The organism is Aquamicrobium lusatiense, from assembly GCF_014201615.1.
Classification (GTDB): domain Bacteria; phylum Pseudomonadota; class Alphaproteobacteria; order Rhizobiales; family Rhizobiaceae; genus Mesorhizobium; species Mesorhizobium lusatiense.
In genome coordinates this window covers 550,890-577,826 of the sequence record NZ_JACHEU010000001.1, presented here as the reverse complement: position 1 = coordinate 577,826, position 26,937 = coordinate 550,890, and the positions used below count along the sequence as shown (strand labels likewise).

Sequence of the window (26,937 nt, the reverse complement as noted above, 5' to 3'; positions counted from 1 at the left end):
GGGATCAAATGATATTCGGGGATACCATCGTCGCATTGTCCAGCGGACGCCTGCCTTCTGGGGTGGCTGTGATCCGGGTTTCCGGCCATCAGACTCGATTCGTTATCGAAACGATTTGCGAATTTGTCCCGGATTCTCGCGTGGCGTCATTGCAGACGCTACGGCGAGGAAAGGAAATTCTTGACCGCGGGCTGGTGTTGTTTTTTCCCACGCCGCACAGTTTCACAGGTGAGGATGTAGCCGAGCTTCAGGTGCATGGCGGCCGGGCGACGGTGTCATCCATTCTGCATGAAATAACAAGGCTGCCGCAGGTACGTCTGGCCGAAGCAGGGGAATTCACCCGCCGCGCATTCATGAATGGCAAATTGGACCTCGTTCAGACAGAAGCGCTGGCTGATCTCATCAATGCCGAAACCGAGGCGCAACGCCGACTTGCGCAGCGCAATTCCGACGGTGCGCAAAGCAGGCTCTATGCGGAATGGCGAAACAGGTTGGTGAATGCACGGGCGCTGATCGAAGCGGACATCGATTTTTCGGACGAGGGCGATGTTCCCGGATCTGTCGCTGATCGGGTGTGGACCGATGTCGCTGCCCTGTCTGATCAGATCTCAGCACACATCAGAGGGTATTCTGCCGCCGAAATCATTCAGGACGGATTTCATGTGGTGATTCTTGGTGCGCCGAACGCTGGCAAATCAAGCCTTCTGAACGCACTTGCCCGGCGGGATGCAGCGATCGTTACGGATGAACCCGGAACAACGCGCGATGTTCTGGAGGTTGTGCTGGACATCAACGGTCTGAAAGTCATTGTTGCGGATACAGCCGGTATTCGGGATGGCGCCGGTAAAGTAGAAAGCATCGGCATCGAGAAAGCCAGGGCACGCGGGCGGGATGCGGATCTGGTTCTGAAACTGGAGGATCTGACTGATCCTCATCCTGTCGATACGAGTTGGGCTGCCGGTGAAGTCGTCAGAATAGGAACCAAGCTGGATCTGGCTTCCGCCTCGCACAAACGGCCATCTGGCTACGACCATTGTATTTCAACTGTTACCGGCGAGGGGATGACATCGCTTGTTCAGACGATTGGGGACATCGCTGAACTCAAAATCCGTGATGCCGGCGATATTCTTCCTTCTCGATTGCGGCACGTCGAACTGCTTCAGGACGCACTTTCTCACATAGGCAGCGCACTCCGGGATGTGCACGCACCACTGGAGATCAGGGCCGAGGAGCTTCGACTTGCCACGGATCGGTTGGGCCGGATCACTGGCGCTGTAGATGTCGAGGAACTTCTCGGCGTGATATTCTCGCAGTTCTGCATCGGGAAGTGACTCACGTGAAACACGCGCCAGCCATGACTCACGTGAAACACCGCATACTTACCCATGGCTCGACAACGCAACGTTTCACGTGAAACACATAAATGATCTCTTGACATCGGCAGATTGGTTTTCGATGTGTCTTCAATGAACCCACAGTCCCCAATCACAAACACTTACGATGTCATCGTCGTTGGCGGTGGCCATGCCGGATGCGAGGCGGCGAGCGCTTCCGCACGAAGTGGCGCGCTTACCGCATTGATTACGTTGGATGCCAGAAAGATTGGTGTGATGTCCTGCAATCCCGCGATTGGTGGATTGGGAAAGGGCCAGCTGGTCCGGGAAGTCGATGCCTTTGATGGCCTGATGGGTAAAGCGGCAGATAAGGCGGGCATCCAGTTTCGTATGCTCAACAGGCGCAAGGGGCCCGCAGTGAGGGGACCCCGCACTCAGGCCGACCGAAAGCTGTATCGGCTTGCTGTTCAGGACCTGCTCCGGGAGCAGGACAATCTCCATATTGTTGCCGGCGAGGTTTATGATCTGGAAATCGATAACGGCCGGGTCAGTGGCGTCATCATGGCGGATGGGACGCGCCATGCATGCTGCGCTGTTGTTCTGACCACAGGCACCTTTCTCCGCGGCCTCATTCATATCGGCGACAGAAAAATAGTAGCCGGGCGCATGAACGAGCAGGCGACCAATGGATTGTCCGTGACGATGGCCCGCGAGGGCTTTGTGCTGGGCCGGCTCAAAACCGGGACGCCATCGCGGCTTGATGGGCGTACCATCGACTGGGCCTCGCTGGATATGCAAAAAGCGGATGACGATCCGGTCCCGTTTTCGTCTCTGACGGAAAAGATTACGGTACAGCAGATCGAATGTGGGATCACCCGGACCACTACCGCTACGCATGACCTGATCCGGGCCAATCTCGGCCGTTCGGCGATGTATTCGGGTTCCATTGAGGGCATTGGACCGCGCTATTGCCCGTCGATCGAGGATAAGATCGTCAAGTTCGGCGATCGGGACACGCACCAGATTTTCCTGGAGCCGGAGGGTCTCGATGACCATACCGTCTATCCGAATGGCATTTCGACCTCGCTGCCGGAGGATGTTCAGCTCGAAATTCTAAAAACCATTCCGGGTCTTGAGAAGGCTGTCATGCTCCAGCCGGGTTACGCCATCGAATACGATCACGTGGACCCTCGCGAGCTCGAAGCAACGCTTGAAACAAGGCTCGTGAGCGGTCTTTTTCTCGCCGGGCAGATTAATGGGACAACCGGCTATGAAGAGGCTGCAGGACAGGGGCTCCTGGCCGGGATCAATGCGGCGCGAAAGGCTTCTGGCAGTGAACTGCTGACGATCAGCCGCACGGAGGCGTATATTGGCGTCATGGTCGATGATCTGATCAGGCGCGGCGTTACCGAGCCTTATCGGATGTTCACTTCGCGGGCAGAGTTCCGCCTGTCGCTTCGCGCCGACAATGCGGATGAACGTCTGACTCCGCTCGCGATCCGGCTTGGCATTGTTTCTTCGCAGCGACACGAACATTTCGAGCAGTCGGTGGGTGCGCTGAATGCTGCCCGGGAGTTGGCGAAAAGTATAGAGCTGACGCCGCGGGAAGCTGCTAGGCATGGCCTTACCATCAATCAGGATGGAGTCCGGCGGTCAGCCTATGATCTTCTGAGCTATGCAGACGTTGATATATCATGGCTTCAACGCGTCGATCCGAGGTTCGGCTCGATTGATAAGAAGGCTGCGGAAGCTCTGGAAATAGAGGCGAAATATGCCGTGTATATGGAGCGACAGAAGGTGGACGCTGCCCGGATCAAAGGGGAAGAGGCGCGGCTGATTCCTGAGGGTATTGATTTCAGCAATGTCTCCGGCTTGTCGAATGAACTGAAGCAGAAAATGCTTCAGCGGCAGCCCAGATCTGTTGCGGATGCGGAACGGATCGAAGGTATGACCCCAGCGGCGATGGCGATTATCATCGCCCATATTCGCAATCATGAGAATTCAGCCCGCAGGGGCGCAGCATGACAGATACGCGTCTAGCCTCACTTCAAAATGCAGCAGGACCCGTTTCACGTGAAACGTTTGAGGCGCTGCTCCGCTTTGAGACGGTTTTTCAGAAATGGAATCAGAGAATCAATCTCGCCGCTCCATCTACTCTGGGAGACGTCTGGGCCCGCCATATAGTTGACAGCGCCCAACTGGCTTCGCTTGCTCCGGAAGCGCGGAAATGGCTGGATCTGGGGTCGGGTGGGGGATTTCCCGGGCTGGTGCTGGCGTTCCTGATGAAGGAAAGAGGCGGTCAAATCGATCTTGTCGAAAGCAATCGCAAGAAGGCCGGTTTTCTTCAGGCAATGGTTGGCGAGTTCGGTCTGCCGGCAAGGGTTGTTCCGCGGCGTATTGAAGATGCCGCAGGAATTGTCGGTCAGCCGGATGTCGTTACCGCAAGAGCACTTGCTCCGTTGCCTCTCCTGCTGGAGCTGGCTTCGCCCTGGCTGCTGGGAGGCGCGACGGCTTTCTTTCACAAAGGTCGGGATTACCGCTCCGAAGTTGAAGAAAGCTGTAAACGTTGGTCCTTCCGTCTGGTAGAACATAGAAGTTCGACAGATTCTGAAGGGGTCCTGCTCGAGATAAGCAGTTTGAGTCATCTCTGAACGTGCCCCTCTATCGGAGTGAATTTCCGGCAGGAAAACATGATCAACAGCAAACCCCGCATCATCACCGTAGCGAATCAGAAGGGCGGCGTCGGCAAGACGACGACAACGATCAATCTCGCGACCGCACTCGCCGCGATCGGGGAAAAGGTTTTGATTGTTGACCTCGATCCGCAGGGAAATGCCAGTACGGGCCTCGGCATCGATCGCAAGGACCGGCTCGTTTCGTCCTACGATGTGCTCACCGGAGAGGCAGGTATCGATGCTGCAGCCATGCAGACAGCCGTACCTGGCCTTTCCATCGTTCCGTCGACGCTTGACCTCCTTGGCGTGGAGATGGAGATCGCTGCGGCACCGGATCGTGTAACCCGGTTGCGTGATGCTTTGCTTCAGGCCACGGGGCGCACAGATACTTTCAGCTATGTTCTGATCGATTGCCCACCCTCGCTCAATCTGCTGACGCTGAATTCCATGGCAGCGGCGGACTCGGTTCTCGTTCCGCTTCAATGCGAGTTCTTCGCGCTGGAAGGTCTGAGCCAGCTTCTGGAAACGGTTCAGCAGGTCAGAGGGTCGATCAATCCGCATCTGGAAATCCAGGGTATTGTTCTGACCATGTATGATGGTCGCAACAATCTGGCCAATCAGGTGGTGCAGGACGTGCGCGCTCATATGGGTGAGACGGTTTATGAAACCGTCATTCCGCGCAATGTGCGTGTGTCGGAGGCGCCGTCTTATGGGAAGCCGGCAATTTTGTATGATCTGAAGTGTTCGGGCAGTCAGGCCTATCTTCAGCTTGCGTCGGAGGTCATCCGCCGCGAGCGTCGCCTGCGGGCTGCATGATCCGGACTGTGTCCGGGTTGATTCGGTAGTGAAACGATTCTGGTGAATGATGAGCGAAGATCCTTCAAGAAAGCGGCTTGGCCGGGGACTGGCAGCACTGATCGGCGAGATCGACCGCCCCGCGGAGCCGGAAAAGGCGGCTGCGCTGGCCGATGGCAAGGTGCCGATCGAGTTCGTTTCTCCCAACCCGCGCAACCCCCGTCGTCATTTTGGCGAAGCGGAACTGACCGATCTGGCGCAGTCGATCCGCGAGCACGGCATTGTCCAGCCTGTCGTTGTGAGGCCATCGCCGCGGCAGCAGGGACACTATGAGATTATTGCCGGGGAACGGCGCTGGCGCGCCGCCCAGCGCGCCGGGCTCGTCGAAATTCCTGTCATCGTACGGGACGTGAGTGACCGGACGGCATTGGAACTGGCGATCATCGAGAACGTGCAGCGCGCCGATCTCAATCCGATCGAAGAAGCACTGGGCTATGAGCAGCTGATCGAAGAGCACAGCTATAGCCAGGCTGATCTGGGGCAGGTGATCGGCAAGAGCCGCAGCCATGTCGCCAATACGCTGCGGTTGCTGAAGCTGCCGGATACCATCCGCGATCTGGTGGTGGACGGCTCCCTGTCTGCGGGCCATGCCCGCACGCTGGTCACGGCGGAAGACCCGGCCGGCCTCGCCAGACGCATCATCGAGGAAGGGCTCTCGGTGCGGCAGGCCGAGGCGCTGGCGCAGGCTCCTGCAGCGCCGGTGCGTGAATCGCGTTCGTCCGGTCCGGCGGAAAAGGATGCCGATACATTGGCGCTGGAGAAGCTTTTGACCGACACGATCGGCATGAAGGTTGCCATTGCCCACAAGGAACGCGGCGGTGAGCTGCGTATCGCGTACAAGACACTCGATCAGCTCGACGAATTGTGCCGCAAGCTGAAGCTCTGAAGAGCAAATGATTGGAGCTGAAAGGCCCGCATCATGTGGGCCTTTTTGTTATCCCCTTGTTTTCAAATAACTTCTCAAGGTTTGAATGTTTTAGCGCCGCGAAAGACGGGCGCTTTCCACTGCCACCCCAAGCAAAGCCTGTCGTACCAGAGCCGAACCCAGTTCCGGCCGACGCCGTGATTGCAAAACCGCTGACTGAAGGCGCGCCAGAACACGTTCTATCGATTGCCTGTTCCAGCGTTCCAGCGTGCGCTCGATGAGCTTGCGACGCGAAAAGAATACCGGGGGCCGGGCGCCTGCCACCACCGAGGCGGCGTTGCGGCCGCTTTCGTCCATGTTTCCCCGCATGACGTGGATGGCATGGAACTGCCGCATAGCGCCGGAAAGCGCAAGAAAAGGGGGGCTTCCGGCCTGACAATGGCGGGCGAATGCGGTGTCGAAATCGCCGATGCGCCCATCAAGAACGGCATCGATGATGTCGTCAAGCGATTGTCCCGACACGTCTCCGGTCAGCTCGCGCACATCCTCCAGCGAGATCTCCGTCTGTCCCTGTGCGTAGAGGACAAGTTTCTGCAGTTCGGCGCGTGTGGCGAGGCGATCGCCGCCAAGATTGCGGCGAAGCGCTTGCCTGGCTTCCAATGCCATGCTCATGCCGGCCTTGCGCAGCTCGTCATCGATCACCGCCTCGATATCGCGGCCCTCATCCGCATAGCTCGGCAGGGCGATGGCGCCGTCGGAGGTCTCGACGGCAGTGCGCAACGGCGCTCCTTTTTTCAGCTCACCCGCCTCTATCAGGATGATCGCATCGCGCGGCGGTGCAGAAAGCAAGGCCTTGACCTGATCTGCCAGCCCTTTCTGGCCGGAGGCGTTGCGCACCCACAGAAGGCGGCGGTCCGAGAACATGGGAACGGTATGGGCTTCCTCAAGCAGGCGGCTTTCACCGCGCTCGACTTCAGCGCCGTCCATCTTCACGACGCTGAAAGGGTCGTCCAGTGGCAGTCCCGTACGTTCCGCGAACGCCTTTCCGCGCTCCGCCACGAGCCCGCGATCGGGACCGTAGATCAGGACGAGGAAGGTTTGCGGATCGGGCCGTGCCAGCCAGGAATCGACTTCGTGAGCTTTCTTCTGTGCCATGCGCTCGTTCTAGAGCATTTTGCTGGCCAACGGAAACGTCTGGCGCATGTGTCCATGCGGATGTCCCACAGAACCGGTTGGCATGCCTGATGCGGGCGGCGCGTCGGGGATTTCGCGTGAAGGTACGTTTAAGGCGAGGATGATCGCGCGCGGAGAAAAATATCCTTGCGCAGCATTCCTTAACGGAACCCGCCTGCGGCATTCGCTTTATTACTGCAGAGAGGGCTTCAAAAACGGGAAATTGCTCTGATTTCCTGCCAGTATCGCCGCATCGTCGCTGTTGATCCGCGTCGCCGCTGGTCATGTGGCGGGAATGTGCGAAGATCGGACGTGGCGACAGGAGGAGAGGTCATGACCGATACCGGAATGTTGCGTTTTCACGTGCCCGAGCCGGAAGTAAGACCGGGCGGGACACCGGATTTTTCAAATGTGACGATCCCCAAAGCGGGGTCCGTGCCGCGTCCGGAGGTCGATGTCGACCCGCGCGAAATCCGCGACCTCGCCTTTTCGATCATCCGTGTCCTGAACCGGGCCGGGGAAGCCGTCGGGCCATGGGCGGGATTGCTGACCGACGAGGAACTGCTCGACGGCCTGCGCCACATGATGACGCTGCGCGCCTTCGATGCGCGCATGCAGATGGCGCAGCGGCAGGGCAAGACCTCCTTTTACATGCAGCATCTGGGCGAGGAGGCTGTGAGCTGCGCCTTCCGCAAGGCGCTGGCGCCGGGCGACATGAACTTTCCGACCTATCGTCAGGCCGGCCTGCTGATCGCGGGAGGCTATCCGATGGTCTCTATGATGAACCAGATCTATTCCAACGAGGCCGATCCGCTGAAGGGCCGGCAGTTGCCGATCATGTATTCCTCGAAGGAGCACGGCTTCTTCTCGATCTCCGGCAATCTGGCCACGCAGTATATTCAGGCGGTCGGCTGGGCCATGGCTTCGGCGATCAGCAGCGACTCGCGCATCGCGGCCGCGTGGATCGGTGACGGCTCCACGGCCGAATCCGACTTTCACGCTGCACTTGTGTTTGCCTCGACCTACAAGGCGCCCGTGGTGCTCAATGTGGTGAACAACCAGTGGGCGATTTCGACCTTCCAGGGCATCGCCCGTGGCGGTTCGGGCACGTTCGCGGCGCGCGGCCTCGGCTTCGGCATCCCGGCGCTGCGGGTCGACGGAAACGATTACCTCGCCGTGCATGCGGTGGCGAAATGGGCGATCGAGCGGGCGCGGCGCAATCTTGGCCCGACGCTGATCGAGCACGTCACTTATCGGGCTGGCGCGCATTCGACTTCGGATGACCCGTCGGCCTACCGGCCAAAGGCGGAGTCGGACGCGTGGCCACTCGGCGATCCCGTTATCCGGCTCAGGAACCATCTCATTTTGAAGGGAGTGTGGTCGGAGGAGCGTCATGCGCAGGCCGAGGCCGAAATCCTCGATACGGTGATTACGGCTCAGAAACAGGCCGAGGACAACGGCACGCTGCATTCCGGCAACAAGCCTTCGACGCGCGATATGTTCGAAGGGGTCTATGAACAGATGCCGCCGCATTTGCGGCGCCAGCGCCAGCAGGCGGGGGTGTAAGCCATGGCGCGCAAGACCATGATCGAGGCCATTCGCGACGCCATGGATGTTTCCATGGGGCGCGACGAACGCGTCATCGTTTTCGGTGAGGATGTTGGCTTTTTCGGCGGCGTGTTTCGCTGTACGGCAGGCCTGCAGGCCAAATACGGCAAGAGCCGGTGCTTCGATGCGCCGATCAATGAATCCGGCATCGTGGGTGCTGCGATCGGCATGGCCGCTTATGGCCTGCGCCCCTGCGTTGAAGTTCAGTTTGCCGACTATGTTTATCCGGGCTACGATCAGATCGTGTCGGAAGCTGCGCGGCTGCGCTATCGCTCCAATGGCGATTTTACCTGCCCGATCGTCATCCGCATGCCGTCCGGTGGCGGCATCTTCGGCGGCCAGACCCACAGTCAGAGCCCCGAGGCGCTGTTCACGCACGTCTCCGGCCTCAAGGTGGTGGTGCCGTCCAATCCGCGCGACGCCAAGGGCCTGCTGATCGCGGCCATCGAAGACCCCGATCCGGTGATCTTCTTTGAGCCCAAGCGACTCTATAACGGTCCGTTCGACGGGCATCATGAACGTCCGGTGACGCCGTGGTCGAAGCATGAACTGGGTGAGGTGCCGGACGGGCATTATACCGTGCCGCTGGGCAAGGCGGAAATCCGCCGCGAAGGCAGCGATCTCACCGTGCTCGCCTATGGCACCATGGTCTATGTGGCGGAGGCCGCGGCGGCGGAGACCGGCATCGACGCGGAGATCATCGACCTGCGCACGCTGTTGCCGCTCGATCTCGACACCATCGTTGCCTCGGTGAACAAGACGGGGCGCTGCGTTGTGGTGCACGAGGCGACGCAGACCTCCGGCTTCGGCGCCGAGCTGACGACGCTGGTGCAGGAGAACTGCTTCTATCGGCTGGAGGCGCCGGTGGCGCGCGTGGCCGGCTGGGACACGCCCTATCCACATGCACAGGAGTGGGATTACTTCCCCGGACCGGCACGCGTCGGCCGGGCGCTCATTGAGACGATGGAGGCTTGAGATGGGCGAGCATGTCATCAGGCTCCCGGATGTGGGCGAAGGCGTTGCCGAGGCTGAACTGGTCGAGTGGCACGTCAAGGTCGGCGACATGGTCCGCGAGGACGCGGTTCTGGCCGCCGTCATGACCGACAAGGCGACGGTCGAGATCCCGTCGCCGGTGGAGGGCGAGATCCTGTGGCTGGGCGCCGAAATTGGTGACACGGTCGCCATCGGATCTCCCATCGTGCGGCTCAAGGTGGCCGGCGAAGGCAATGTCGGGCAAGGCGATGTCGGCCAGAGCGATGGTGGCGAGCGCGATGCCGCGACGAAGCCGCAGGCCGCACCTGAATCGCCAGCCCAGCCCCGCGAGCCGGCTGTCGCCGTGCAAAAACCGGAGCCGCCCGCTGTCGTGGAAAGCAGGAAAGAAGCGGCTTCCGCACCGACAAGGCCGTCGGGTGTGCGCGGCTCCACGGGCGTGCCGCGCAAGGAAGGCGAGAAGCCGCTGGCTTCGCCGGCCGTGCGTCTGCGCGCCAGGGAAGCCGGCATCGATCTCAGGCAGGTGCCAGGCAGCGGCCCGGCCGGACGCATCGGCCATGACGATCTCGACGCCTTCATCGCGCGCGGGCCTCAGGCCGGCAAGGTGTCGGGCCTCGCGCGCAACGACAAGGTCGACGAGATCAAGGTCGTCGGGCTGCGGCGCAAGATCGCCGAAAAGATGCAGCTTGCCAAAGCGCGCATCCCCCACATCACCTATGTGGAGGAGGTTGACGTCACGGCGCTGGAAGAATTGCGCGCCGGTCTCAACAAGCAGAAGCCGGCGGGCGGCGTTGGAACGGAACGGCCGAAGCTGACGCTGCTGCCCTTCCTCATGCGCGCCATGGTCAGAGCCATAGCCGAGCAACCGCAGCTCAACGCGCTCTATGACGATGATGCCGGCATCATCCGCCAATATGGCGGCGTGCATATCGGGATCGCGGCGCAGACCGCAAACGGCCTCGTCGTGCCGGTGGTGAAGCACGCGGAGGCGCTCGACCTGTGGGAAAGCGGGGCGGAGCTCAACCGTCTGGCCGAGGCGGCGAAATCCGGCACCGCCACGCGCGAGGAGCTTTCCGGCTCCACCATCACCATCACCTCGCTCGGTGCCATGGGCGGCGTGGTGACGACGCCGGTGATCAACTATCCCGAAGTGGCCATCATCGGCGTCAACAAGATGATGGTCCGCCCGATGTGGGACGGATCGCAGTTCGTGCCGCGCAAAATGATGAACCTGTCATCTTCCTTCGACCACCGTGTCATCGACGGCTGGGATGCCGCGGTTTTCGTCCAGCGCATCAAGGCGCTGCTCGAAACGCCTGCCATGATCTTCGTGGAGGGGTAATCATGAAGATATTTGAAAAAAGCCGGCTAAATGAAATTATGGGGGGCGGCGCGAAATGAAGGATATTTCCTGCAAGCTTCTGGTCATCGGGGCCGGTCCAGGCGGTTATGTCTGCGCCATACGGGCAGGCCAGCTTGGCATCGATACGGTTATCGTCGAGGCTGCAAAACCCGGCGGCACCTGCCTCAACGTCGGCTGCATCCCCTCAAAAGCGCTGATTCATGCTGCCGAAGAGTTCGAGAAGGCAAAGCTGTGGGTGGGCTCAGATGATCCGCTCGGCATTTCCGTGAAGGAGCCGGCGCTCGATTTCAGTCGCACGATCGGGTGGAAGGACAGTATAGTTGGTCGGCTTAACAGTGGCGTTGCGGGGCTGTTGAAGAAAGCCCGGGTGAAATATGTGCAGGGGCGCGCCCGCTTTCGCGACGGCAAGACGGTCGAGGTCGAGACGGAGATCGGCCAGCAGATCATCCGCGCGGAAAATGTCGTCATCGCTACGGGCTCGGCGCCGGTCGAACTGCCTTCGCTGCCGTTCGGGGGGCAGGTGATTTCGTCTACGGAGGCTTTGTCGCTGAAGAGCGTGCCGCAGAGGCTGGCGGTTGTCGGCGGCGGCTATATCGGGCTGGAGCTTGGAACTGCCTTCGCGAAGCTGGGGGCGAAGGTCACCATCGTGGAGGCGCTGCCGCGCATCCTTGCTCAGTATGATGCCGAGCTGGTGCGGCCGGTCTCCAAACGGCTTGCGGCCCTTGGCATCGACGTTCTGGTCGGCGCGAAAGCCAAGGGAATGTCCTCGAAGGGCGATGCGCTTCTGGTCGAGACCGCCGAGGGCAAGGACAGGAAGATCGCTGCCGACAAGGTGCTCGTCACCGTCGGGCGCAGGCCGGTGACGGAAGGCTGGGGCCTCGAGGAGATCGACCTCGACATGAACGGCCGCTTCATCCGCATCGATGATCGCTGCCGCACCTCCATGCGCGGCATCTATGCCATCGGCGACGTCACCGGCGAGCCCATGCTGGCGCACCGGGCCATGGCACAGGGCGAGATGGTTGCCGAGATCGTGGCCGGGCATCGGCGCAGCTGGGACAAGCGCGCCATTCCCGCCATCTGCTTCACAGATCCGGAGCTGGTAACGGCTGGCCTGTCCCCGGATGAGGCAAAGGCGCAGGGCGAGATCAAGATCGGCCAGTTCCCGTTCTCGGCCAATGGCCGCGCCATGACGCGGCAGGGCGAGGACGGTTTCGTGCGCGTCGTGGCGCGTGCCGACAATCATCTGGTGCTGGGCATTCAGGCGGTGGGGCAGGGCGTGTCGGAGCTGTCGGCGGCCTTCGGACTCGCGCTGGAAATGGGCGCGCGGCTGGAAGACATCGCCGGCACCATCCATGCGCATCCCACGCAGGGCGAGGCTTTCCAGGAAGCAGCGCTTAAGGCGCTCGGTCTGGCGCTGCACGCCTGAACCGCCGCGGCGGTTCAGGCATGATGAGGCTCAGGCTTTGCCGGCGTCGTAGTCGGCGGCGGCCCTGACCAGCGCGTCGATGTCGTCGGCGCACAGGACCGGCCGCAGCGCATCGAACTTTTCGCGCTCCCATGTGTAGATGCCGAGCGCCAGCAGGGCATCGGTCGTCGCATCAGGGAAACGCCGGCGCACGGGCGCGGCCGGATTGCCGGCAACGATGGTGTAGGGCGCTACGTCCTTCGTCACGATCGCGCCGGAAGCGACGATGGCGCCTTCGCCGATGGTAAGGCCCGGCATGATCATGGCGCGCATGCCGATCCAGGCACCGTCTGCGATGATGGTGTCACCTTTTGTCTTGTAGGCGTCGAGAATGACATCGGCGAAGGGATAGAGGCTGAACCAGTCGGTGCGGTGGGTGTGGTTTCCGCCCATCAGGATGACGGCCTCGGCCCCGATGCACACATAATCGCCGATATGGAGCTGGTCGATTTCCCACTGCGGCTCCCATGCGTTCAGGCTGTAGGCGTCGCCATAGAGATAGCGCACCACGCTGTCCTCGAAGGAGCCGGTCCACGCGTTGCTGTAGTAGCTGTTGCGCCCGCGAATGTGGATGTTGGGATTTTTCACGGTCTCATGGAGATATTCCACGACCGACCAGTGCTTTTGCGGCAGGGTTTGGTTCGACATTGCGGCTCTCGCTTTCCTGATCGGTTCGCACCGGAACCGGCCTTCTGGTTGCGCGCCGATACGCATGCCGAACGCAGACAGTTCAGGGCATCGGGGCTGATGAGGTGGTGATCCCGGCAGGAATCGAACCTGCGACCTACAGATTAGGAATCTGCCGCTCTATCCTACTGAGCTACGGGACCACTGGCGCAGACACATAACGGTTTCAGGCCGGCTCGCCAAGGCTGGAAGCCTTCAAAAAAGCCGTGCCGGCCTGCAAAAAATGCGCGAAGCCTCCGGTTTCAGCCGGCGAGGGCCTGTTCGGCCAGCTTCACCCAGTAACTGACGCCGTAGGGAATGGCTTCGTCGTTGAAGTCATAGGCCGGGTGGTGAAGGCCGGCGCTGTCGCCATTGCCGATGAAGATGAAGGCGCCGGGGCGCGCTTCCAGCATGTAGGAAAAATCCTCGCCCGCCATCAGCGGCTGCATGGCGCGGTCGACCTGGCTCTCGCCGGCAACACCGATGGCGACAGTGCCGGCGAAATCCGTTTCCTGCGCATGGTTGAAGGTGACGGGATAGTTCTGGCGGAAATCCAGCTCGACCTCGACGCCGAAGGTTGCGGCAATTCCATTGCAGACAGCTTGCAGACGCTGCTCGACCAGTGTTGCGGTCTCGCCCTTCAGCGTGCGCACGGTGCCGGCGAGCGCGACCTTTTCCGGAATGATGTTGTGGGCATCGCCGGCATGGAATTTCGTGATCGACACCACACCCGCTTCCAGCGGGTCGACATTTCGTCCGACGATCGACTGGGTGGCGGCAACCAGATGGCTGGCAGCGACGATGGGGTCGTTGGAACGGTGCGGCATGGCCGCGTGCCCGCCGCGCCCTGAAACCCTGATGTCGAATTCGGCGGTGGCGGCAAGGATCGGCCCCTGCCGGATCGAAAACCGGCCGACGGGCAGGCCCGGCAGATTGTGCATGCCGAACACCTGTTCGATGCCGAAACGATCCATGAGGCCGTCCCTGACCATCTCGCGGCCACCGCCGCCGGATTCCTCGGCCGGCTGGAAGATGACGACGACGGTGCCGGCGAAGTTGCGGGTCTCGGCCAGATAGGCGGCCGCACCCAGCAGCATGGCGGTGTGGCCGTCATGGCCGCAGGCGTGCATCCGCCCTTCATGGGACGAGGCGTAAGGCTTGCCGGTGATCTCGGTGATCGGCAAGGCGTCCATGTCGGCACGAATGCCGACGACGCGGCCATCGCCCAGCTTGCCGCGGATGACGCCGACAAGGCCGGTGCGGCCGATCCCCGTCACCACCTCGTCGCAGCCGAAGGCGCGCAGCTTGCCGGCGACGAAATCTGCGGTTGCGAACACGTCGAAGCCGATTTCAGGGTTGCTGTGCAGATGGCGGCGCCAGCCGGCGATCTCTTCCTGCATTTCGGCGGCGCGGTTCAGAATTGGCATGACGGATATCGACTCCAGATGGACATGTGGCACAGGCATGATGAACATCTGCCTTTTGCCATGTTGATGTCATATAGGTTAAATAGCACCGGCTGAAGCGGCCGGGGAAGAGCGCTGTCGCCATTGTTTGCGGACCTGTTTGCGGTTCCTCTGGAGCCAGACCGGCTGCGGTACAGGATATTCGGATAGACATGATACCCACGCGTTTCGTGAAACTGGCGCTTCTTGGCGCAATCGGGCTTGCCGCTTCGTCAATGACTGCTGCCGCGAGCCCGACGCTTCTTTTCGAGCTGAACACTGGCAGGATCATTTCGCATGAGGATGCGTTCAAGCGCTGGTACCCGGCTTCGCTGACCAAGATGATGACCGCCTATGTCGCCTTCCGCGCCATCGAGGCGGGAGAGGCGGCGCTCGATTCACCGATCCGGATGACGCGCAATGCCGTGAACCAGCCGCCCAGCAAGATGGGCTTCAAGACCGGGCAGGTGATGCGGCTCGACAACGCGCTGAAGATGATGATGATCAAGTCGGCCAACGATGTCGCCATGGCCATCGGCGAGAATATCGGCGGCACGCAGGCGGACTTTGCAAAGCGCATGAATGCCGAAGCCGCCCGTCTCGGCATGACCGGCACGCATTTCGTCAACCCCAACGGCCTGTTCTCGCCCGAGCAATACACGACCGCGCGCGACATGGCCTTGCTTGTGGCGGCCCTGCGCCGTGATTTCCCGCAGTACAATTCCTGGTACAGCATCGAGGGACTGGCCTTCGGCAAGACCAGGATTCCCAATTACAACCTTCTGGTCGGCCGCTATCCGGGCGCGGATGGCATGAAGACGGGCTTTGTCTGCGAATCGGGCTTCAATCTGGTCGGCACCGCCACCCGCAACGGCCGCACGCTGGCGGCTGTGGTGCTTGGTGAAAAGAATGGCCTGACCCGCGCCGAAGCGGTCGCCAAGCTGCTCGACATCGGCTTTGCCACGCCGGCGCAGGGCACCACGACGATCGCGACGCTCGCCCCTTACGGCGACACCCAGACATCGACCAATCTGCGCCCCGTGGTGTGCAAGCCGGCCGAGGCGAACGCCCAGTCGGAGGCCTCCACCGGGCCGAAGGAAGAAGGGCCGAAATCGATCTACCAGCAAAAGCTCACCGATCCGAAGCTGGTGGTGGTGGATCTGGGCGGGGCAACCGGGCCGGTGCCGAAAGCCATGGTCGGTCGTGCGGAATTTGCCGACGTGCCGGTGCCGGGCTGGCGTCCGGACCTGCCGCCGCCGACATTCGCAGCCTCGGCACAGGGCGGCTGATCGCGTGTTCATGTCCGGCTTTCCCATTCCGGTCACAGTGCTCACCGGCTTTCTCGGCTCCGGCAAGACGACATTGCTCAATCGTCTGCTGAAGAACCCCGAGCTGAAAGATACCGCCGTCATCATCAACGAATTCGGTGACGTCGCCATCGACCATCTTCTGGTCGAGCAGGCATCCGACGGCATCATCGAACTGTCGGACGGCTGCCTGTGCTGCACGGTGCGCGGCGAACTGGTCGACACGCTGGCCGAACTGGTCGACCGGGTGCAGACTGGCCGCATCGCGTCGCTGTCGCGCGTGGTCATCGAGACGACCGGTCTTGCCGATCCGGCCCCCGTGCTCCAGTCGATCATGGCGCATCCCGTGCTCGTCCAGGCCTTCCGGCTGGACGGCGTGCTGACGCTGGTCGATGCGGTCAACGGCGCGGCCACGCTGGACGCCCATATGGAAGCGGTGAAGCAGGCGGCGGTCGCCGACCGCATCATCGTGTCGAAGCTGGACATGGTTCCGGACGAGGCGGTGCCGGCGGGACTTCTGGCGCGGCTCAGCCGTCTCAATCCCTCCGCGCCCATCCTCGATGTCCGCAATGCAGGGCTTGCGGAGCTGTTCGGCTGCGGCCTCTACGACCCCGAAACCAAGATCGCCGATGTGCGCCGCTGGCTGGGCGAGGCGGGACATGATCATCACGATCATGGTCACCATCATCATGATGATTGCGACCACGGCCATGCGCATCACCATCACGATTCGCGTATCCGCACCGACACGCTGGTTCATGACGGGCCGGTGCCGTTCGCGGCCATCGAGATGTTCCTCGACCTTTTGCGCTCAAGCCACGGCGAGAACCTTCTGCGCATGAAGGGCATCGTGGAACTGGCCGAGGATCCGTCGCGGCCGCTGGTGGTACACGGCGTGCAGAAGATACTGCATCCGCCGGCACGCCTGCCAGCCTGGCCCGACGACAGGCGCGGGACGCGGCTGGTGCTGATCACGCTCGACATGCCGGGCGATTATGTGAAGCGCCTGTTCGCGGCGATCACCAACACGCCGCAGATCGACATGCCGGACCGTGCGGCACTCGAAGACAATCCGCTGGCAATACCCGGCACCTGAAGCGCCGCTTTCCCATCCGCAAGACGGCAGGAAACTTCAAGATATTGTTTTAGCGTGATTTTTCAGGCTTCTGTTTTGAGGCTGGCGCCCGGCTATCTGCCACGCTCGATGAGGAAGCGATGGCCGCCGTCAATTGCGGCGGTTTCGATGACGATGTGGCCGGCTTCGTTGCAGAAGGCGGGAATATCGAGAACGGCCAGCGGATCGGTGGTTTCCAGCCACAGGCGCGCACCCGTGGGCAGGCCCGCGAGGCGCTTGCGCGCCTTCAGCACCGGCAGGGGACAGTTGAGACCTTTCAGGTCATAGACATCCGTACTGTCGGCCAAGACGCCATCAGCCGCCGAACATGCCAAGCAGGCGTTTCTTCAGCTTCGCGGCGGCGCCGTCGTCAGCGGGAGCGCCGGACTGAGCCGCCTGGATCTCCAGTGCCTGCTGCGGTGTCTGCGCGGCGATTTCAGCAGCTTTTGCGGCCGCGGCGGTTTCCACCTTCTGCGCTTCCGCAGCCGCCTTTGCAGCGGCGACAGCCCTTGCCTTCTCTTCGACAGCTTTCTTCTTCGCGTCCTGCTCGGCGTCGATGGCGGCCATGCGGCGGCCTTCCGCCGAATCGATGCGCCCCATGCGTTCGGTCTGGGTGATGGTGCCGTCAGCGTTCAGGGATGGCGGCTCGACCGGCACGCGTTCGCCACGGGCGCGCTTGCGTGTCCATTCCGAGACGATATGGGCCTCCTTGAGGCCGGCGATGGTCGGCTTCGGCGCGGGGGTGGAGGATTTCAGCGCGCTGTTGAAGGCTGCCTCATAGGTGCTCTGGTAGCTGGTGTAGGCGACCTTCAGCGAATCGGGCTGGGAGCTTGCCGGGCAGGCGCCGGTCGGGTTGAAGGGCTGGCCGTCGACCGGAATCTGGTTGAACACATAGCGCCGATCGCACACGTCGACTTTCGGCGGCACCTTGGTCAGCTCGAAATGATCGTAGCCGACCTTCAGCATCTTCCAGAACTCGTAGTTCGGGTCGTTGCGGTAGCGGGCCATGTTGGCGGCGGTCATGCGGAACGGAAAAGCCTGCACCTGAAACTCGGTCTGGCCGCCCTGGAAGGCGTCACGACCGAAGGCGTAGATCTCCTCGATCTGCTGGTCGGTCATCGAATAGCAGCCGGCCGAGGAGCAGGCGCCATGGACCATCAGGTTGGACCCGGTGCGCCCGTTGGCGCGGTCATAGGTGTTCGGGTAGCCGATGTTGAAAGCAAGATGATATTGCGAGTTCGGCTTCATCTGCGACGGCCGCACCGTATAGAAGCCTTCCGGCGCCTGACGGTCGCCCTCGGTGAACTTCGGCCCGAGCTTGCCCGACCATTTGCAGATGTCATAGCTGGCGATCAGGTCGTAGCGGCCGTTGGTCTTCTGCTTCCAGATTTCCAGCTTGCCTTCTTCCTTGAAGACGCGGGCCATGACCGGCGCGGTCTTGTTCATGCCCTTGGCCTTCATGGCCTGCTGGATCTTCGGCGGAAGCTGGCGGTTGGCGTGCTGGGGGGCGAAGTCACCGATGGAGGAATCGGTACAGCCGGCAAGCGCTATGGCGCCTCCAATGGCGCCGATGAGAAGTCCGGCCCTGGCGAATCTGGTCAGCATGGACACGCTCTTCGTCTTTCTGCATTGGCCTGCCTTCCGGCGGCCTGAACGTCGATACAGGCGGAAGAGAACATTTCGAGCCATTCTCTCACGAATGGCATGGCCGCTCAATTCCACCGGAAATGGCCCCTGCGATATGCAGATCGCGGGCCTTTTCCTCAATTTGCTATAAACTCGTTAACCTTGCGAAATCCTTACCACAAGCCACCACCGCACTCCTCATGCACGCAACAGCCTTCACGGTTGCGTTATTGCAGGATGCGGCGGCATCTTTATGGCGAAAATGCGGTGGCGGCCGCAACGATCAGAGGTTGCGGCCCATTGCCAGATATTTTTCGCGGCGCTGCTCGCGGAAATCGACGTTTCCCTCGCCGAATTCCTTCATGGTGCGCGCGATCAGGTCGCCGGTGGCGCTAATGACGGCCTCAGGGCCGCGATGGGCTCCGCCCAGAGGCTCGGGAATCACCGCATCGATGATCTTGAGATTGAGCAGGTCCTGCGCGGTGATCTTCATGTTGGTCGCCGCGTCCTTCGAGCGCGTCGTGTCGCGCCACAGGATCGAGGCGGCACCCTCCGGCGAGATCACCGAATAGATGGCATGTTCCAGCATGTAGACCCGATTGCCGATGGCGATGGCAATCGCACCGCCCGATCCGCCCTCGCCGATGATGATGGAGATGGATGGCACCTTGAGGCCAAGGCCGGTCGAGGTCGAACGGGCGATGGCCTCGGCCTGGCCGCGTTCCTCGGCGCCAACGCCGGGATAGGCGCCCGCCGTATCGACAAGAGAAATGACCGGAATGCCGAAACGGTCGGCAAGCTCCATGATGCGCACAGCCTTGCGGTAGCCTTCAGGACGTGCGGAGCCGAAATTGTGCTTCAGGCGGCTGGCCGTATCGGAGCCTTTTTCCTGACCGAGGATCGCCACCGGCTCGCCGCGGAAGCGGGCGAAGCCGCCGATAAGTGCCTGATCCTCGCCGAAGGTGCGGTCGCCGGCCAGCGGGGTGAAGTCGGTGAACAGGCCTCGCACATACTCCAGACAGTGCGGACGGTCGGGATGGCGCGCAACCTGCACCTTCTGCCATGGCGTCAGGGCCTTGTAGAGGTCGCGCAGCGCGTCGCGGGAGCGCTTTTCAAGCCGTGCGATCTCATCGGCAACATCCACGGATTCGCCGCCTTCAGCGAGCTTTTTCAGTTCCAGGATCTTGCCTTCGAGATCGGCAACCGGTTTTTCGAAGTCGAGATAATTGTACATTCGTGATCGGACCAGTGCGCCGGAAATGGCGTTGATTGATGCCTGCGCAACCCTGAACAGAAGGTTATCAGACGCGAAATGTCGCCCTCACATAACGATATGAGGCCTAGTCGGCAAGCGGATGGTGGTCATTGACAAGGCGCATAAGCCGCTCTTCCAGAACATGGGTGTAAATCTGGGTGGTGGAGATGTCCGCATGGCCGAGAAGCTGCTGGACAGCTCTCAGATCCGCACCGTTCTGAAGCAGATGGCTGGCGAAAGCATGGCGAAGCACGTGAGGCGATATTTTTTCGGCTGAAATGCCGGCCCGGGCGGCCAGCGCCTTGAGATCGCGGGCGAAGACCTGCCGTGCCAGATAGCCGCTTTCGGATGCCGCCGGGAACAGGAACGGGCTTTCAGCGAAGGCCGGAATTTTGTTGCGTGCGGCGAGCCATGCCTGCATGGCCGCCCGCGCCTTGGGTGAAAGCGGCACCATACGTTCCTTGTTGCCCTTGCCCCGGACCACGAAGAAGCGCTCGTCTCGCAAGGCCACCGCAACCGGCAGACCGACCAGCTCGCTCACGCGCAGGCCCGTCGCATAAAGCACCTCGACCAGCGCGTGCAGGCGCAGGGCGGCAACCGCGTCGCCACCGGCGCGCAAAGGGGCAGCCGCGTCGCCGCCGGCGCGCAAAGGGGTAACCGCGTCGCCACCGGCGAGCGCCGGATCGGCGGCTTCCAGCGCGGCGCGGTCGAGCAGGCGGCCGGTCTCGGCCTCGCTCATGATCTTCGGCAGCGTGGATGCTTTCTTCGGGCTGTCCAGCGTGCCTGTAGGATCGTCATCGCGCAGACCTTCGGCATAGAGGAAGGCGAAAAACTGGCGCAGCGCCGAAAGCCTTCGGGCCTGCGAGGAGGCCGCGAAGCCGCGCGCGGCAACGCTATCAAGATAGCCGCGCAAAGCTGCCGTATCGGCCTGCGCCAGCCCGCTTGTAATGATCTCGGAAGCATCTTCGAGGTCGCGGCGGTAGGACTCCAGAGTGTTCAGCGCCGCGCCGCGTTCGGCGCTCATCATTTCGAGGAAAGCCTCGATGCGGGCTGCATCCTTCATGGCTTTTGCGGGTTCAGCTTTTCGGCCGGAATGCGTACGCTGAGCTCCGCCTGCTTCGGCTCCACGAACATCACCAGCGCCACCATGGCGCCGTAAACGATGCCGGCCAGAACGGCGAGCGTGACAACGAAGCGGAAGAGTGTCGGCATGAATTTTCGCTGGTTCTTTCTCGCCGGCCCGGATTTGTTTCCTTATGAGGCGGTGTTGCGGCCATTTCAAGGGCATGCAGATGGCACCGCTGCTTGACGCAACACGCCTTTTCATGTGGATACGCCACGATGACCCAACAGCAGGCACCCGAATTGCAGCATGGCCGCGCCGCCCTCCTCGACAGGCTGGGCAAACGCTGCATCGTGCTTGTCGGCCTGATGGGGGCCGGCAAGACCTCGATCGGGCGCAAGGTTGCGGCGGCGCTCGGATTGCCTTTCGTCGACAGCGATCTCGAAATCGAGGATGTGTCGCGCATGACCATCCCGGAACTGTTCGAAGCCTATGGCGAGCCCGAGTTCCGGGCGCTTGAACAGCGCGTCATCGCCCGCATTCTCGAAGGGGGGCCTAAGGTGCTGTCCACCGGCGGCGGCGCCTATATGAACGAGCAGACACGCGCGGCCATCGCCAGCCATGGCGTGTCAGTCTGGCTCAAAGCCGATCTCGACCTGCTCATGGAGCGGGTGGCGAAGAAGCAGAACCGGCCGCTCCTGCGCGATCCCGATCCGCGCGGCGTTCTTCGCCGGCTGATGGATGAGCGCTATCCGGTCTATGCCCTGGCCGACGCGACGGTGGTGACGCGCGACGAAACCAAGGAGGTGATCGCCGCCGAGGTGATCGAGGCGATCAGCCGCCATATGGAATTTTCCGGCGAGGTGAACAAGTGAGCGAAGACGTAAAGGTCGAGGTCGGGCTTGGCGAGCGGGCCTATGACATATTGATCGGGCCGGGGCTGATCGCGCGTGCCGGCGAAGAGATCGGCAGCCGGCTTCCGGGCGTTCGCGTCGCCATCGTCACCGACGAGAATGTCGCGGCCACCCATCTCGAAACGCTGAAGGCAGGCCTTGACGCGGGCGGTATCGCGTCTTCTTCCGTGGTGTTGCCGGCCGGCGAAAAGACCAAGAATTTCACGGCGCTTCAGGAAGTCGTCGATGCGGTTCTGGCCGCAAGGCTGGAGCGCGGCGATGCGGTGATCGCTTTCGGCGGCGGCGTCATCGGCGACCTTTCCGGCTTTGCCGCCGGCATCGTGCGGCGCGGCATGCATTTCGTGCAGATGCCGACCTCGCTGCTGGCGCAGGTCGACTCTTCGGTCGGCGGCAAGACCGGCATCAACAGTGCGCGCGGCAAAAACCTCATCGGCGTGTTCCATCAGCCGAAGCTGGTTCTGGCCGACACCGCCGTGCTCGACACGCTGCCCGCGCGTGAGTTCCGAGCCGGCTATGCCGAGGTCGCCAAATACGGGCTGATCGACAGGCCTGATTTCTTCGCCTGGCTGGAAAAGAACTGGCAGGAAGTGTTTTCCGGCGGGCCGGCTCGCATCGAGGCGATCGCGCAATCCTGCCGCGCCAAGGCCGACGTGGTGGCGCGTGACGAGTTCGAGACCGGCGACCGGGCGCTGCTCAATCTCGGCCACACCTTTGGCCACGCGCTGGAGGCGGCGGTCGCCTATGACGGCGCCCGCCTCGTGCATGGCGAAGGAGTCGCCATTGGCATGGCGCTGGCGCATCGGTTCTCGGCGCGCATGAACCTTGCCAGCCCCGACGACGCGGCGCGCGTCGAGGCGCATCTGAAGGCTGTCGGCCTGCCGTGGCGCATGGCCGACGTTCCGGGTGGACTGCCCGATGCGGATACCCTGCTTTCCTTCATCGCGCAGGACAAGAAGGTCAGCCGCGGCGCGCTGACTTTCATTCTCACCCGCGGCATCGGCCAGTCCTTCATCGCCCGCGACGTGCCGACTTCGGAGGTGCTGGCCTTCCTGAAGGAGAACCATCCCGGATGACGCAGGCCGGCTGGATCGTTGCCCTTGTGCTGGCGGTACTCGGTGCCGCGGCGTTTCTGCTGCGCCACAGGCTGGCCGAAGCCATGGGCTATGTCCGCGCCGGAGATAATGGCGGCGAGGAACTGCAGCGCGGCAACGGAACGCGCGCCGACCGGCAGTGGCTGGGCGAACGCTTCGAACTGGATGAACTCGAAGTCTCGGACGTGATGGTCCACCGCATGAATATGCGCTCGCTCAATGCGGACAACACGCCCGAGGTGATCGTGCGGGAAATCCTGCAGAGCCAGAATACGCGCATGCCCTTATGGCGCGGTTCGCTGGACAATATCGTTGGCGTGCTGCACGCCAAGGACGTGTTGCGGGCGCTCGATGAAGCCGGCAACGACCTTGCGCGCGTCGACCTCATGAAGTTCGCCGAAAAGCCGTGGTTCGTTCCCGACACCACCACCTTGCAGGAGCAGCTCAACGCCTTCCTGCGCCGCAAGGCGCATTTCGCCATCGTGGTGGACGAGTATGGCGAGGTCGAGGGACTGGTGACGCTGGGCGACATCATCGAGGAGATCGTCGGTGAGATCGCGGATGAAACCGACATCGATCTGGCCGGCGTCAAGAAGGAAGCCGATGGCTCGGTGGTTGTGGACGGCACCGTGCCGATCCGCGATCTCAACCGCGCGCTCGACTGGGACCTTCCCGATGAGGAGGCAACGACCATCGCTGGGCTCGTCATTCATGAAACGCAGTCGATTCCGGAAGAGAAGCAGGCCTTCACCTTCCACGGCAAGCGCTTTGTGGTAATGAAACGCGACAAGAACCGCATCGCGCGGCTCAGGATCAGGCCGGTGGATGAAGCGCAGGCTCTGATCGCCGTTCCGCCTGCTCCCCCACCCCGCCAGTAGGCCCGCCATCAGGACTGGCCGCTGCACCAACGGTTCAGCGCCGCAGGCTTGCGGACATGGGGGACGCGCGTCTGTAGCATCCGGCCGGATTGCCATGGGAGTGAGCTTTGGGATTGTTTGACGGACTTTCGGCTTTTCCGCCCACGCCTGCCGATGCGCAGGGGCATGTGCAGGAGAAGCTGCTTGCCGCCCTCATCGGGCGCATCGTGGCTACGGAAGCGGATTCGGTCGGGCTGCTCGGCAGCACGGGCGGCTATGCCTATCTCACGCCTTCGGAACGGCAGCGCGCGGTTCGTGTCGCGGTCGAATGCCTGGGTGGCAAGCGTCCTCTTTTTGTCGGCGTCGGTGCGCTGCGGACCGACGACGCGCAGGCGCTGGCAATGGATGCCCGCAAAGCGGGCGCCGACGGGTTGCTGGTCGCGCCCATGTCCTACACGCCGCTGACGGAGGAAGAAGTTTTTCAGCACATGGTGGCGGTGGCGGAGGCCGGCGAACTGCCGCTGTGCATATACAACAATCCCGGCACCACGAAATTCACCTTCAGCGAAGACCTCATCGCCCGGCTGGCGAAGGTGCCGCACATCGCGGCCGTCAAGATGCCCTTGCCGGCCGACGGCGGTTTTACCGGAGAGCTGGCGCGCCTGCGGGCCCGCCTGCCGCAGGATTTCACGATCGGTTACAGCGGCGACTGGGGTGCCGCCAATGCCCTGCTTGCAGGCTGTGATGCATGGTTCAGCGTCATTGCCGGGCTGCTGCCCGCGCCTGCACTGGCGCTGATGCGTGCGGCTCAGGCGCGGGATGAGGCCGAAGTTCGCCGGATCGATGCAAGGTTCCGGCCCCTGTGGGCGCTGTTTCAGGAATTCGGCAGCTTTCGCGTCATGTATGCGGTGGCCGATAGCCTCGGCCTCTACAGCCTGGCACCGCCGCGCCCGATCCTTCCGCTTTCGGGCGAGGCCCGTGCAAGGGTGGAAGCAGCGCTGGAGGCGCTCGGAGCGCCATAGTTTCCGGGCAAGCTACCAGCGGGTTTTTTCGCCCGGTGCCGCAGGCTCCACGGCCAGCGCATGGAGGCCGCCGGCGATCTCGCCGGCCAGCGCCTCGTTGACGGCCCGGTGGCGTTCGATCCGGTTCATGCCGGCGAAGGCGGGCGAGACGATGCGCACGCGAAAATGCGTTTCGCCGGTGCCGTCGAAGGTGGCATGATGCTCGGAATCATGGTGGTGATGACCGGCATGGAGATGGCTTTCGTTGATGACGACAAGCCGCTCGGGCGCGAAAGCGCCCGTCAGCTTCTTCTCGATCCGATCCTGTCTGGACATCCACGCGGCTCCTTACCATATGGGCTCTGCTTTCCGGGATATGGCTGCCCGCCGCGGGAATTTCCATCGCGGACATCATTGCCACAGAGTGCGCAAAATCGCGCGTGATCAGCCCTCTCGACGGGTTAGGGACACGAAAGCGTAAATGTCAATTCTTGTTTCGCGGCGGCGAAGGCCCCATAGAACGGTCAAATGAAAGCGTATCCCAAATATTTCGACAAGATTCGCATCCGCCGCGAGAAGGATGCGGAGGCCAAGACCACCGCGCCCGTGTGCCAGTGGGACGGCTGCTGCGAGCCCGGCACCCATCGCGCGCCGGTGGGGCGGATGCGCGAAGGCGAGTATTTCCGCTTCTGCTTCGACCATGTGCGCGAGTACAACAAGGGCTTCAACTATTTTTCCGGCGTGTCGGACTCCGAGGTCGCCCGTTTCCAGAAGGAAGCGATGACCGGCCATCGTCCGACATGGAAGATGGGCGTCAACAGCTCGGCCCGTTCGGCGCCGGATTTCGCGCAGGCCCGGTCGGGGCGTGCCGGCTATTACAACCGCGTGCGCGATCCCTTCAACATGTTCGGGACCGATCCGAACAATCCGCCGCGTCAGCGCAAGGCGCGGCCGCTGGAAACCAAGGCGCTGGAGACTTTGGGACTGACGCCGCAGGCGACCGCCACGGACATCAAGACCCGCTACAAGGAACTGGTCAAACGCCATCACCCCGACGCGAATGGCGGCGACCGGGGATCGGAAGACAGGTTCAGAGACGTTTTGCAGGCTTACCGGGTGCTCAAGCAGGCAGGCCTGTGCTGATAAGTGACAGGGCCAGAGCGCTTTTCCAACTTTCATCCGGCCGGAAAAGGCTTTAAGACCGCCCCGGACAAACCATCATAACCGGCGAAATATAGTTTTTTCGCCTGCGGAGACGTTGGAAGCATCATGAACAAGGTGGATCGAGACATCGCCAACCTGCCGGATACGACGGTTTCGGTGAAGGACACTTTCGGTTTTGAATCGAAAATGGTCGTGCCGGCCTATGCCGAAACGAGCGAACATGTACCGGAAGTCGATCCCGACTACCTTTTTGACAGGAACACCACCCTCGCCATTCTGGCAGGCTTTGCCTACAACCGCCGGGTGATGGTTTCGGGCTATCACGGCACCGGCAAGTCGACCCATATCGAGCAGGTCGCAGCCCGTCTCAACTGGCCCTGCGTGCGCGTCAACCTCGACAGCCATGTCAGCCGTATCGATCTGGTCGGCAAGGACGCCATCGTCCTGCAGGACGGCAAGCAGGTGACGGAATTCCGGGACGGCATCCTGCCCTGGGCCTATCAGCGCAATGTGGCGCTCTGCTTCGACGAATATGATGCCGGCCGTCCCGACGTGATGTTCGTGATCCAGCGCGTGCTGGAATCGTCCGGCCGCCTGACCCTGCTGGACCAGAGCCGCGTCATCCGTCCGCACGCCGCTTTCCGCCTGTTTGCAACGGCCAACACGGTTGGTCTGGGCGACACCACGGGTCTCTATCACGGCACCCAGCAGATCAACCAGGCGCAGATGGACCGCTGGTCCATCGTCACCACGCTGAACTATCTGCCGCACGACAACGAAGTGAACATAGTCGTCGCCAAGGCCAAGCACTATCGCGACGAGAAGGGCCGCGAGATCGTCAACAAGATGGTGCGTGTCGCCGACATGACGCGCTCGGCCTTCATCAACGGCGATCTCTCCACGGTGATGAGCCCGCGCACGGTGATCACCTGGGCCGAAAACGCCGAGATCTTCGAGGATGTGGGCATGGCCTTCCGGCTGACCTTCCTCAACAAGTGCGACGAGCTGGAGCGTTCGGTGGTGGCTGAATTCTACCAGCGCGTGTTCGGCGAGGATCTGCCGGAGAGCGCGGCGAACGTCGTTCTGGGGTGAGGATGAATTTC

General features: G+C 62.1%; 26 protein-coding genes and 1 tRNA gene. 17 read left to right on the top strand and 10 right to left on the bottom strand.

The genetic code is table 11. The features are described 5' to 3' along the window. The first annotated feature begins 8 nt into the window (after positions 1 to 8). The 5 genes from mnmE (at position 9) to HNR59_RS02885 (ending at position 5,750) form a co-directional block, all read left to right on the top strand. Positions 9 to 1,331: a tRNA uridine-5-carboxymethylaminomethyl(34) synthesis GTPase MnmE gene (gene mnmE, locus HNR59_RS02905; RefSeq protein WP_183825718.1), complete on the top strand. Its 1,323-nt coding sequence runs from the start codon at positions 9 to 11 to the stop codon at positions 1,329 to 1,331. Positions 1,332 to 1,484: 153 nt separating this feature from the next. Then, positions 1,485 to 3,359 (top strand): tRNA uridine-5-carboxymethylaminomethyl(34) synthesis enzyme MnmG, encoded by a 1,875-nt coding sequence (mnmG, locus tag HNR59_RS02900; RefSeq protein WP_183831280.1) that lies wholly within the window; start codon positions 1,485 to 1,487, stop codon positions 3,357 to 3,359. Then, the gene (gene rsmG / locus HNR59_RS02895) at positions 3,356 to 3,985 is read left to right on the top strand and encodes a 16S rRNA (guanine(527)-N(7))-methyltransferase RsmG (protein ID WP_183825715.1); all 630 of its coding nucleotides are present in this window, start codon (positions 3,356 to 3,358) and stop codon (positions 3,983 to 3,985) included. The genes mnmG and rsmG overlap by 4 nt, the downstream gene beginning before the upstream one ends. A gap of 39 nt (positions 3,986 to 4,024) precedes the next feature. After that, positions 4,025 to 4,825, top strand: coding sequence for a ParA family protein (locus HNR59_RS02890; RefSeq protein ID WP_183825712.1), 801 nt, complete (start codon positions 4,025 to 4,027; stop codon positions 4,823 to 4,825). Positions 4,826 to 4,874: 49 nt separating this feature from the next. Continuing rightward, positions 4,875 to 5,750: a ParB/RepB/Spo0J family partition protein gene (locus tag HNR59_RS02885; protein WP_183831278.1), complete on the top strand. Its 876-nt coding sequence runs from the start codon at positions 4,875 to 4,877 to the stop codon at positions 5,748 to 5,750. A 90-nt stretch (positions 5,751 to 5,840) separates the two neighbouring features. On the opposite strand, the gene holA is transcribed toward HNR59_RS02885, so the two are convergent. Further along, entirely contained in the window at positions 5,841 to 6,884 is a 1,044-nt protein-coding gene (holA, locus tag HNR59_RS02880; RefSeq protein WP_183825709.1) for a DNA polymerase III subunit delta, read from the bottom strand. Positions 6,885 to 7,235: 351 nt separating this feature from the next. Between holA and HNR59_RS02875 the strand changes: the two genes are divergently transcribed. Genes HNR59_RS02875 through lpdA form a run of 4 tightly spaced genes read left to right on the top strand, consistent with a single transcriptional unit; the run spans position 7,236 to position 12,292 of the window. Next, positions 7,236 to 8,468 (top strand): 3-methyl-2-oxobutanoate dehydrogenase (2-methylpropanoyl-transferring) subunit alpha, encoded by a 1,233-nt coding sequence (locus tag HNR59_RS02875; protein ID WP_183825707.1) that lies wholly within the window; start codon positions 7,236 to 7,238, stop codon positions 8,466 to 8,468. A 3-nt stretch (positions 8,469 to 8,471) separates the two neighbouring features. Then, positions 8,472 to 9,485 carry an alpha-ketoacid dehydrogenase subunit beta gene (locus tag HNR59_RS02870; protein ID WP_183825704.1) on the top strand — a complete coding sequence of 338 codons (1,014 nt, stop codon included), beginning with the start codon at positions 8,472 to 8,474 and terminating at the stop codon, positions 9,483 to 9,485. 1 nt (position 9,486) lies between these two features. Continuing rightward, positions 9,487 to 10,842: a dihydrolipoamide acetyltransferase family protein gene (locus HNR59_RS02865; protein ID WP_183825701.1), complete on the top strand. Its 1,356-nt coding sequence runs from the start codon at positions 9,487 to 9,489 to the stop codon at positions 10,840 to 10,842. 55 nt (positions 10,843 to 10,897) lie between these two features. After that, positions 10,898 to 12,292: a dihydrolipoyl dehydrogenase gene (gene lpdA / locus HNR59_RS02860; RefSeq protein WP_183825698.1), complete on the top strand. Its 1,395-nt coding sequence runs from the start codon at positions 10,898 to 10,900 to the stop codon at positions 12,290 to 12,292. 30 nt (positions 12,293 to 12,322) lie between these two features. Here lpdA and HNR59_RS02855 read toward each other — a convergent pair whose 3' ends face one another. The 3 genes from HNR59_RS02855 to HNR59_RS02845 all read right to left on the bottom strand — a co-directional run bounded on the left by HNR59_RS02855 (position 12,323) and on the right by HNR59_RS02845 (position 14,424). Then, a complete protein-coding gene (locus HNR59_RS02855) occupies positions 12,323 to 12,979 on the bottom strand; it encodes a CatB-related O-acetyltransferase (RefSeq protein ID WP_183825695.1) in 657 nt (218 codons plus the stop codon). A gap of 105 nt (positions 12,980 to 13,084) precedes the next feature. Further along, positions 13,085 to 13,161, bottom strand: a tRNA-Arg gene (locus HNR59_RS02850). Positions 13,162 to 13,260: 99 nt separating this feature from the next. Beyond that, a complete protein-coding gene (locus tag HNR59_RS02845; RefSeq protein ID WP_183825692.1) occupies positions 13,261 to 14,424 on the bottom strand; it encodes a M20 aminoacylase family protein in 1,164 nt (387 codons plus the stop codon). Positions 14,425 to 14,615: 191 nt separating this feature from the next. Here HNR59_RS02845 and HNR59_RS02840 point away from each other — a divergent pair, with 191 nt between their 5' ends. Next, positions 14,616 to 15,731 carry a D-alanyl-D-alanine carboxypeptidase family protein gene (locus tag HNR59_RS02840; RefSeq protein ID WP_183825690.1) on the top strand — a complete coding sequence of 372 codons (1,116 nt, stop codon included), beginning with the start codon at positions 14,616 to 14,618 and terminating at the stop codon, positions 15,729 to 15,731. Positions 15,732 to 15,741: 10 nt separating this feature from the next. Then, the gene (locus HNR59_RS02835) at positions 15,742 to 16,845 is read left to right on the top strand and encodes a CobW family GTP-binding protein (RefSeq protein ID WP_183825688.1); all 1,104 of its coding nucleotides are present in this window, start codon (positions 15,742 to 15,744) and stop codon (positions 16,843 to 16,845) included. 92 nt (positions 16,846 to 16,937) lie between these two features. Here HNR59_RS02835 and HNR59_RS02830 read toward each other — a convergent pair whose 3' ends face one another. From HNR59_RS02830 to HNR59_RS02810, 5 genes are all read right to left on the bottom strand, one after another. Further along, positions 16,938 to 17,171: a sulfurtransferase TusA family protein gene (locus HNR59_RS02830; protein ID WP_183825685.1), complete on the bottom strand. Its 234-nt coding sequence runs from the start codon at positions 17,169 to 17,171 to the stop codon at positions 16,938 to 16,940. A gap of 7 nt (positions 17,172 to 17,178) precedes the next feature. Then, entirely contained in the window at positions 17,179 to 18,468 is a 1,290-nt protein-coding gene (locus tag HNR59_RS02825; protein WP_183825682.1) for a L,D-transpeptidase family protein, read from the bottom strand. A 304-nt stretch (positions 18,469 to 18,772) separates the two neighbouring features. Further along, positions 18,773 to 19,723, bottom strand: a complete 951-nt coding sequence (locus HNR59_RS02820) for an acetyl-CoA carboxylase carboxyltransferase subunit alpha (protein ID WP_183825679.1) — start codon at positions 19,721 to 19,723, stop codon at positions 18,773 to 18,775. A 106-nt stretch (positions 19,724 to 19,829) separates the two neighbouring features. Continuing rightward, the gene (locus HNR59_RS02815; RefSeq protein ID WP_183825676.1) at positions 19,830 to 20,807 is read right to left on the bottom strand and encodes a site-specific tyrosine recombinase XerD; all 978 of its coding nucleotides are present in this window, start codon (positions 20,805 to 20,807) and stop codon (positions 19,830 to 19,832) included. Beyond that, a complete protein-coding gene (locus tag HNR59_RS02810) occupies positions 20,804 to 20,956 on the bottom strand; it encodes a histidine kinase (protein ID WP_183825673.1) in 153 nt (50 codons plus the stop codon). Before HNR59_RS02810 ends, HNR59_RS02815 begins: the two co-directional genes overlap by 4 nt. Positions 20,957 to 21,085: 129 nt before the next feature. On the opposite strand from HNR59_RS02810, the gene HNR59_RS02805 reads away from it, so the two are divergent. The 4 genes from HNR59_RS02805 (at position 21,086) to HNR59_RS02790 (ending at position 24,691) form a co-directional block, all read left to right on the top strand. Further along, positions 21,086 to 21,682, top strand: coding sequence for a shikimate kinase (locus tag HNR59_RS02805; protein ID WP_183825670.1), 597 nt, complete (start codon positions 21,086 to 21,088; stop codon positions 21,680 to 21,682). Continuing rightward, positions 21,679 to 22,794 carry a 3-dehydroquinate synthase gene (aroB, locus tag HNR59_RS02800; protein WP_183825667.1) on the top strand — a complete coding sequence of 372 codons (1,116 nt, stop codon included), beginning with the start codon at positions 21,679 to 21,681 and terminating at the stop codon, positions 22,792 to 22,794. Before HNR59_RS02805 ends, aroB begins: the two co-directional genes overlap by 4 nt. After that, the gene (locus HNR59_RS02795) at positions 22,791 to 23,690 is read left to right on the top strand and encodes a transporter associated domain-containing protein (protein WP_183825664.1); all 900 of its coding nucleotides are present in this window, start codon (positions 22,791 to 22,793) and stop codon (positions 23,688 to 23,690) included. The genes aroB and HNR59_RS02795 overlap by 4 nt, the downstream gene beginning before the upstream one ends. A 107-nt stretch (positions 23,691 to 23,797) precedes the next feature. Beyond that, a complete protein-coding gene (locus HNR59_RS02790; protein ID WP_183825661.1) occupies positions 23,798 to 24,691 on the top strand; it encodes a dihydrodipicolinate synthase family protein in 894 nt (297 codons plus the stop codon). A 12-nt stretch (positions 24,692 to 24,703) separates the two neighbouring features. On the opposite strand, the gene HNR59_RS02785 is transcribed toward HNR59_RS02790, so the two are convergent. Further along, complete coding sequence (locus HNR59_RS02785; RefSeq protein WP_183825658.1) at positions 24,704 to 25,006, bottom strand: BolA family protein; 303 nt, start codon at positions 25,004 to 25,006, stop codon at positions 24,704 to 24,706. Positions 25,007 to 25,198: 192 nt separating this feature from the next. Here HNR59_RS02785 and HNR59_RS02780 point away from each other — a divergent pair, with 192 nt between their 5' ends. After that, complete coding sequence (locus HNR59_RS02780) at positions 25,199 to 25,813, top strand: J domain-containing protein (RefSeq protein ID WP_183825655.1); 615 nt, start codon at positions 25,199 to 25,201, stop codon at positions 25,811 to 25,813. 126 nt (positions 25,814 to 25,939) lie between these two features. Then, positions 25,940 to 26,926, top strand: a complete 987-nt coding sequence (gene cobS / locus HNR59_RS02775) for a cobaltochelatase subunit CobS (protein ID WP_183825652.1) — start codon at positions 25,940 to 25,942, stop codon at positions 26,924 to 26,926. The last annotated feature ends 11 nt before the right edge of the window (positions 26,927 to 26,937 follow it).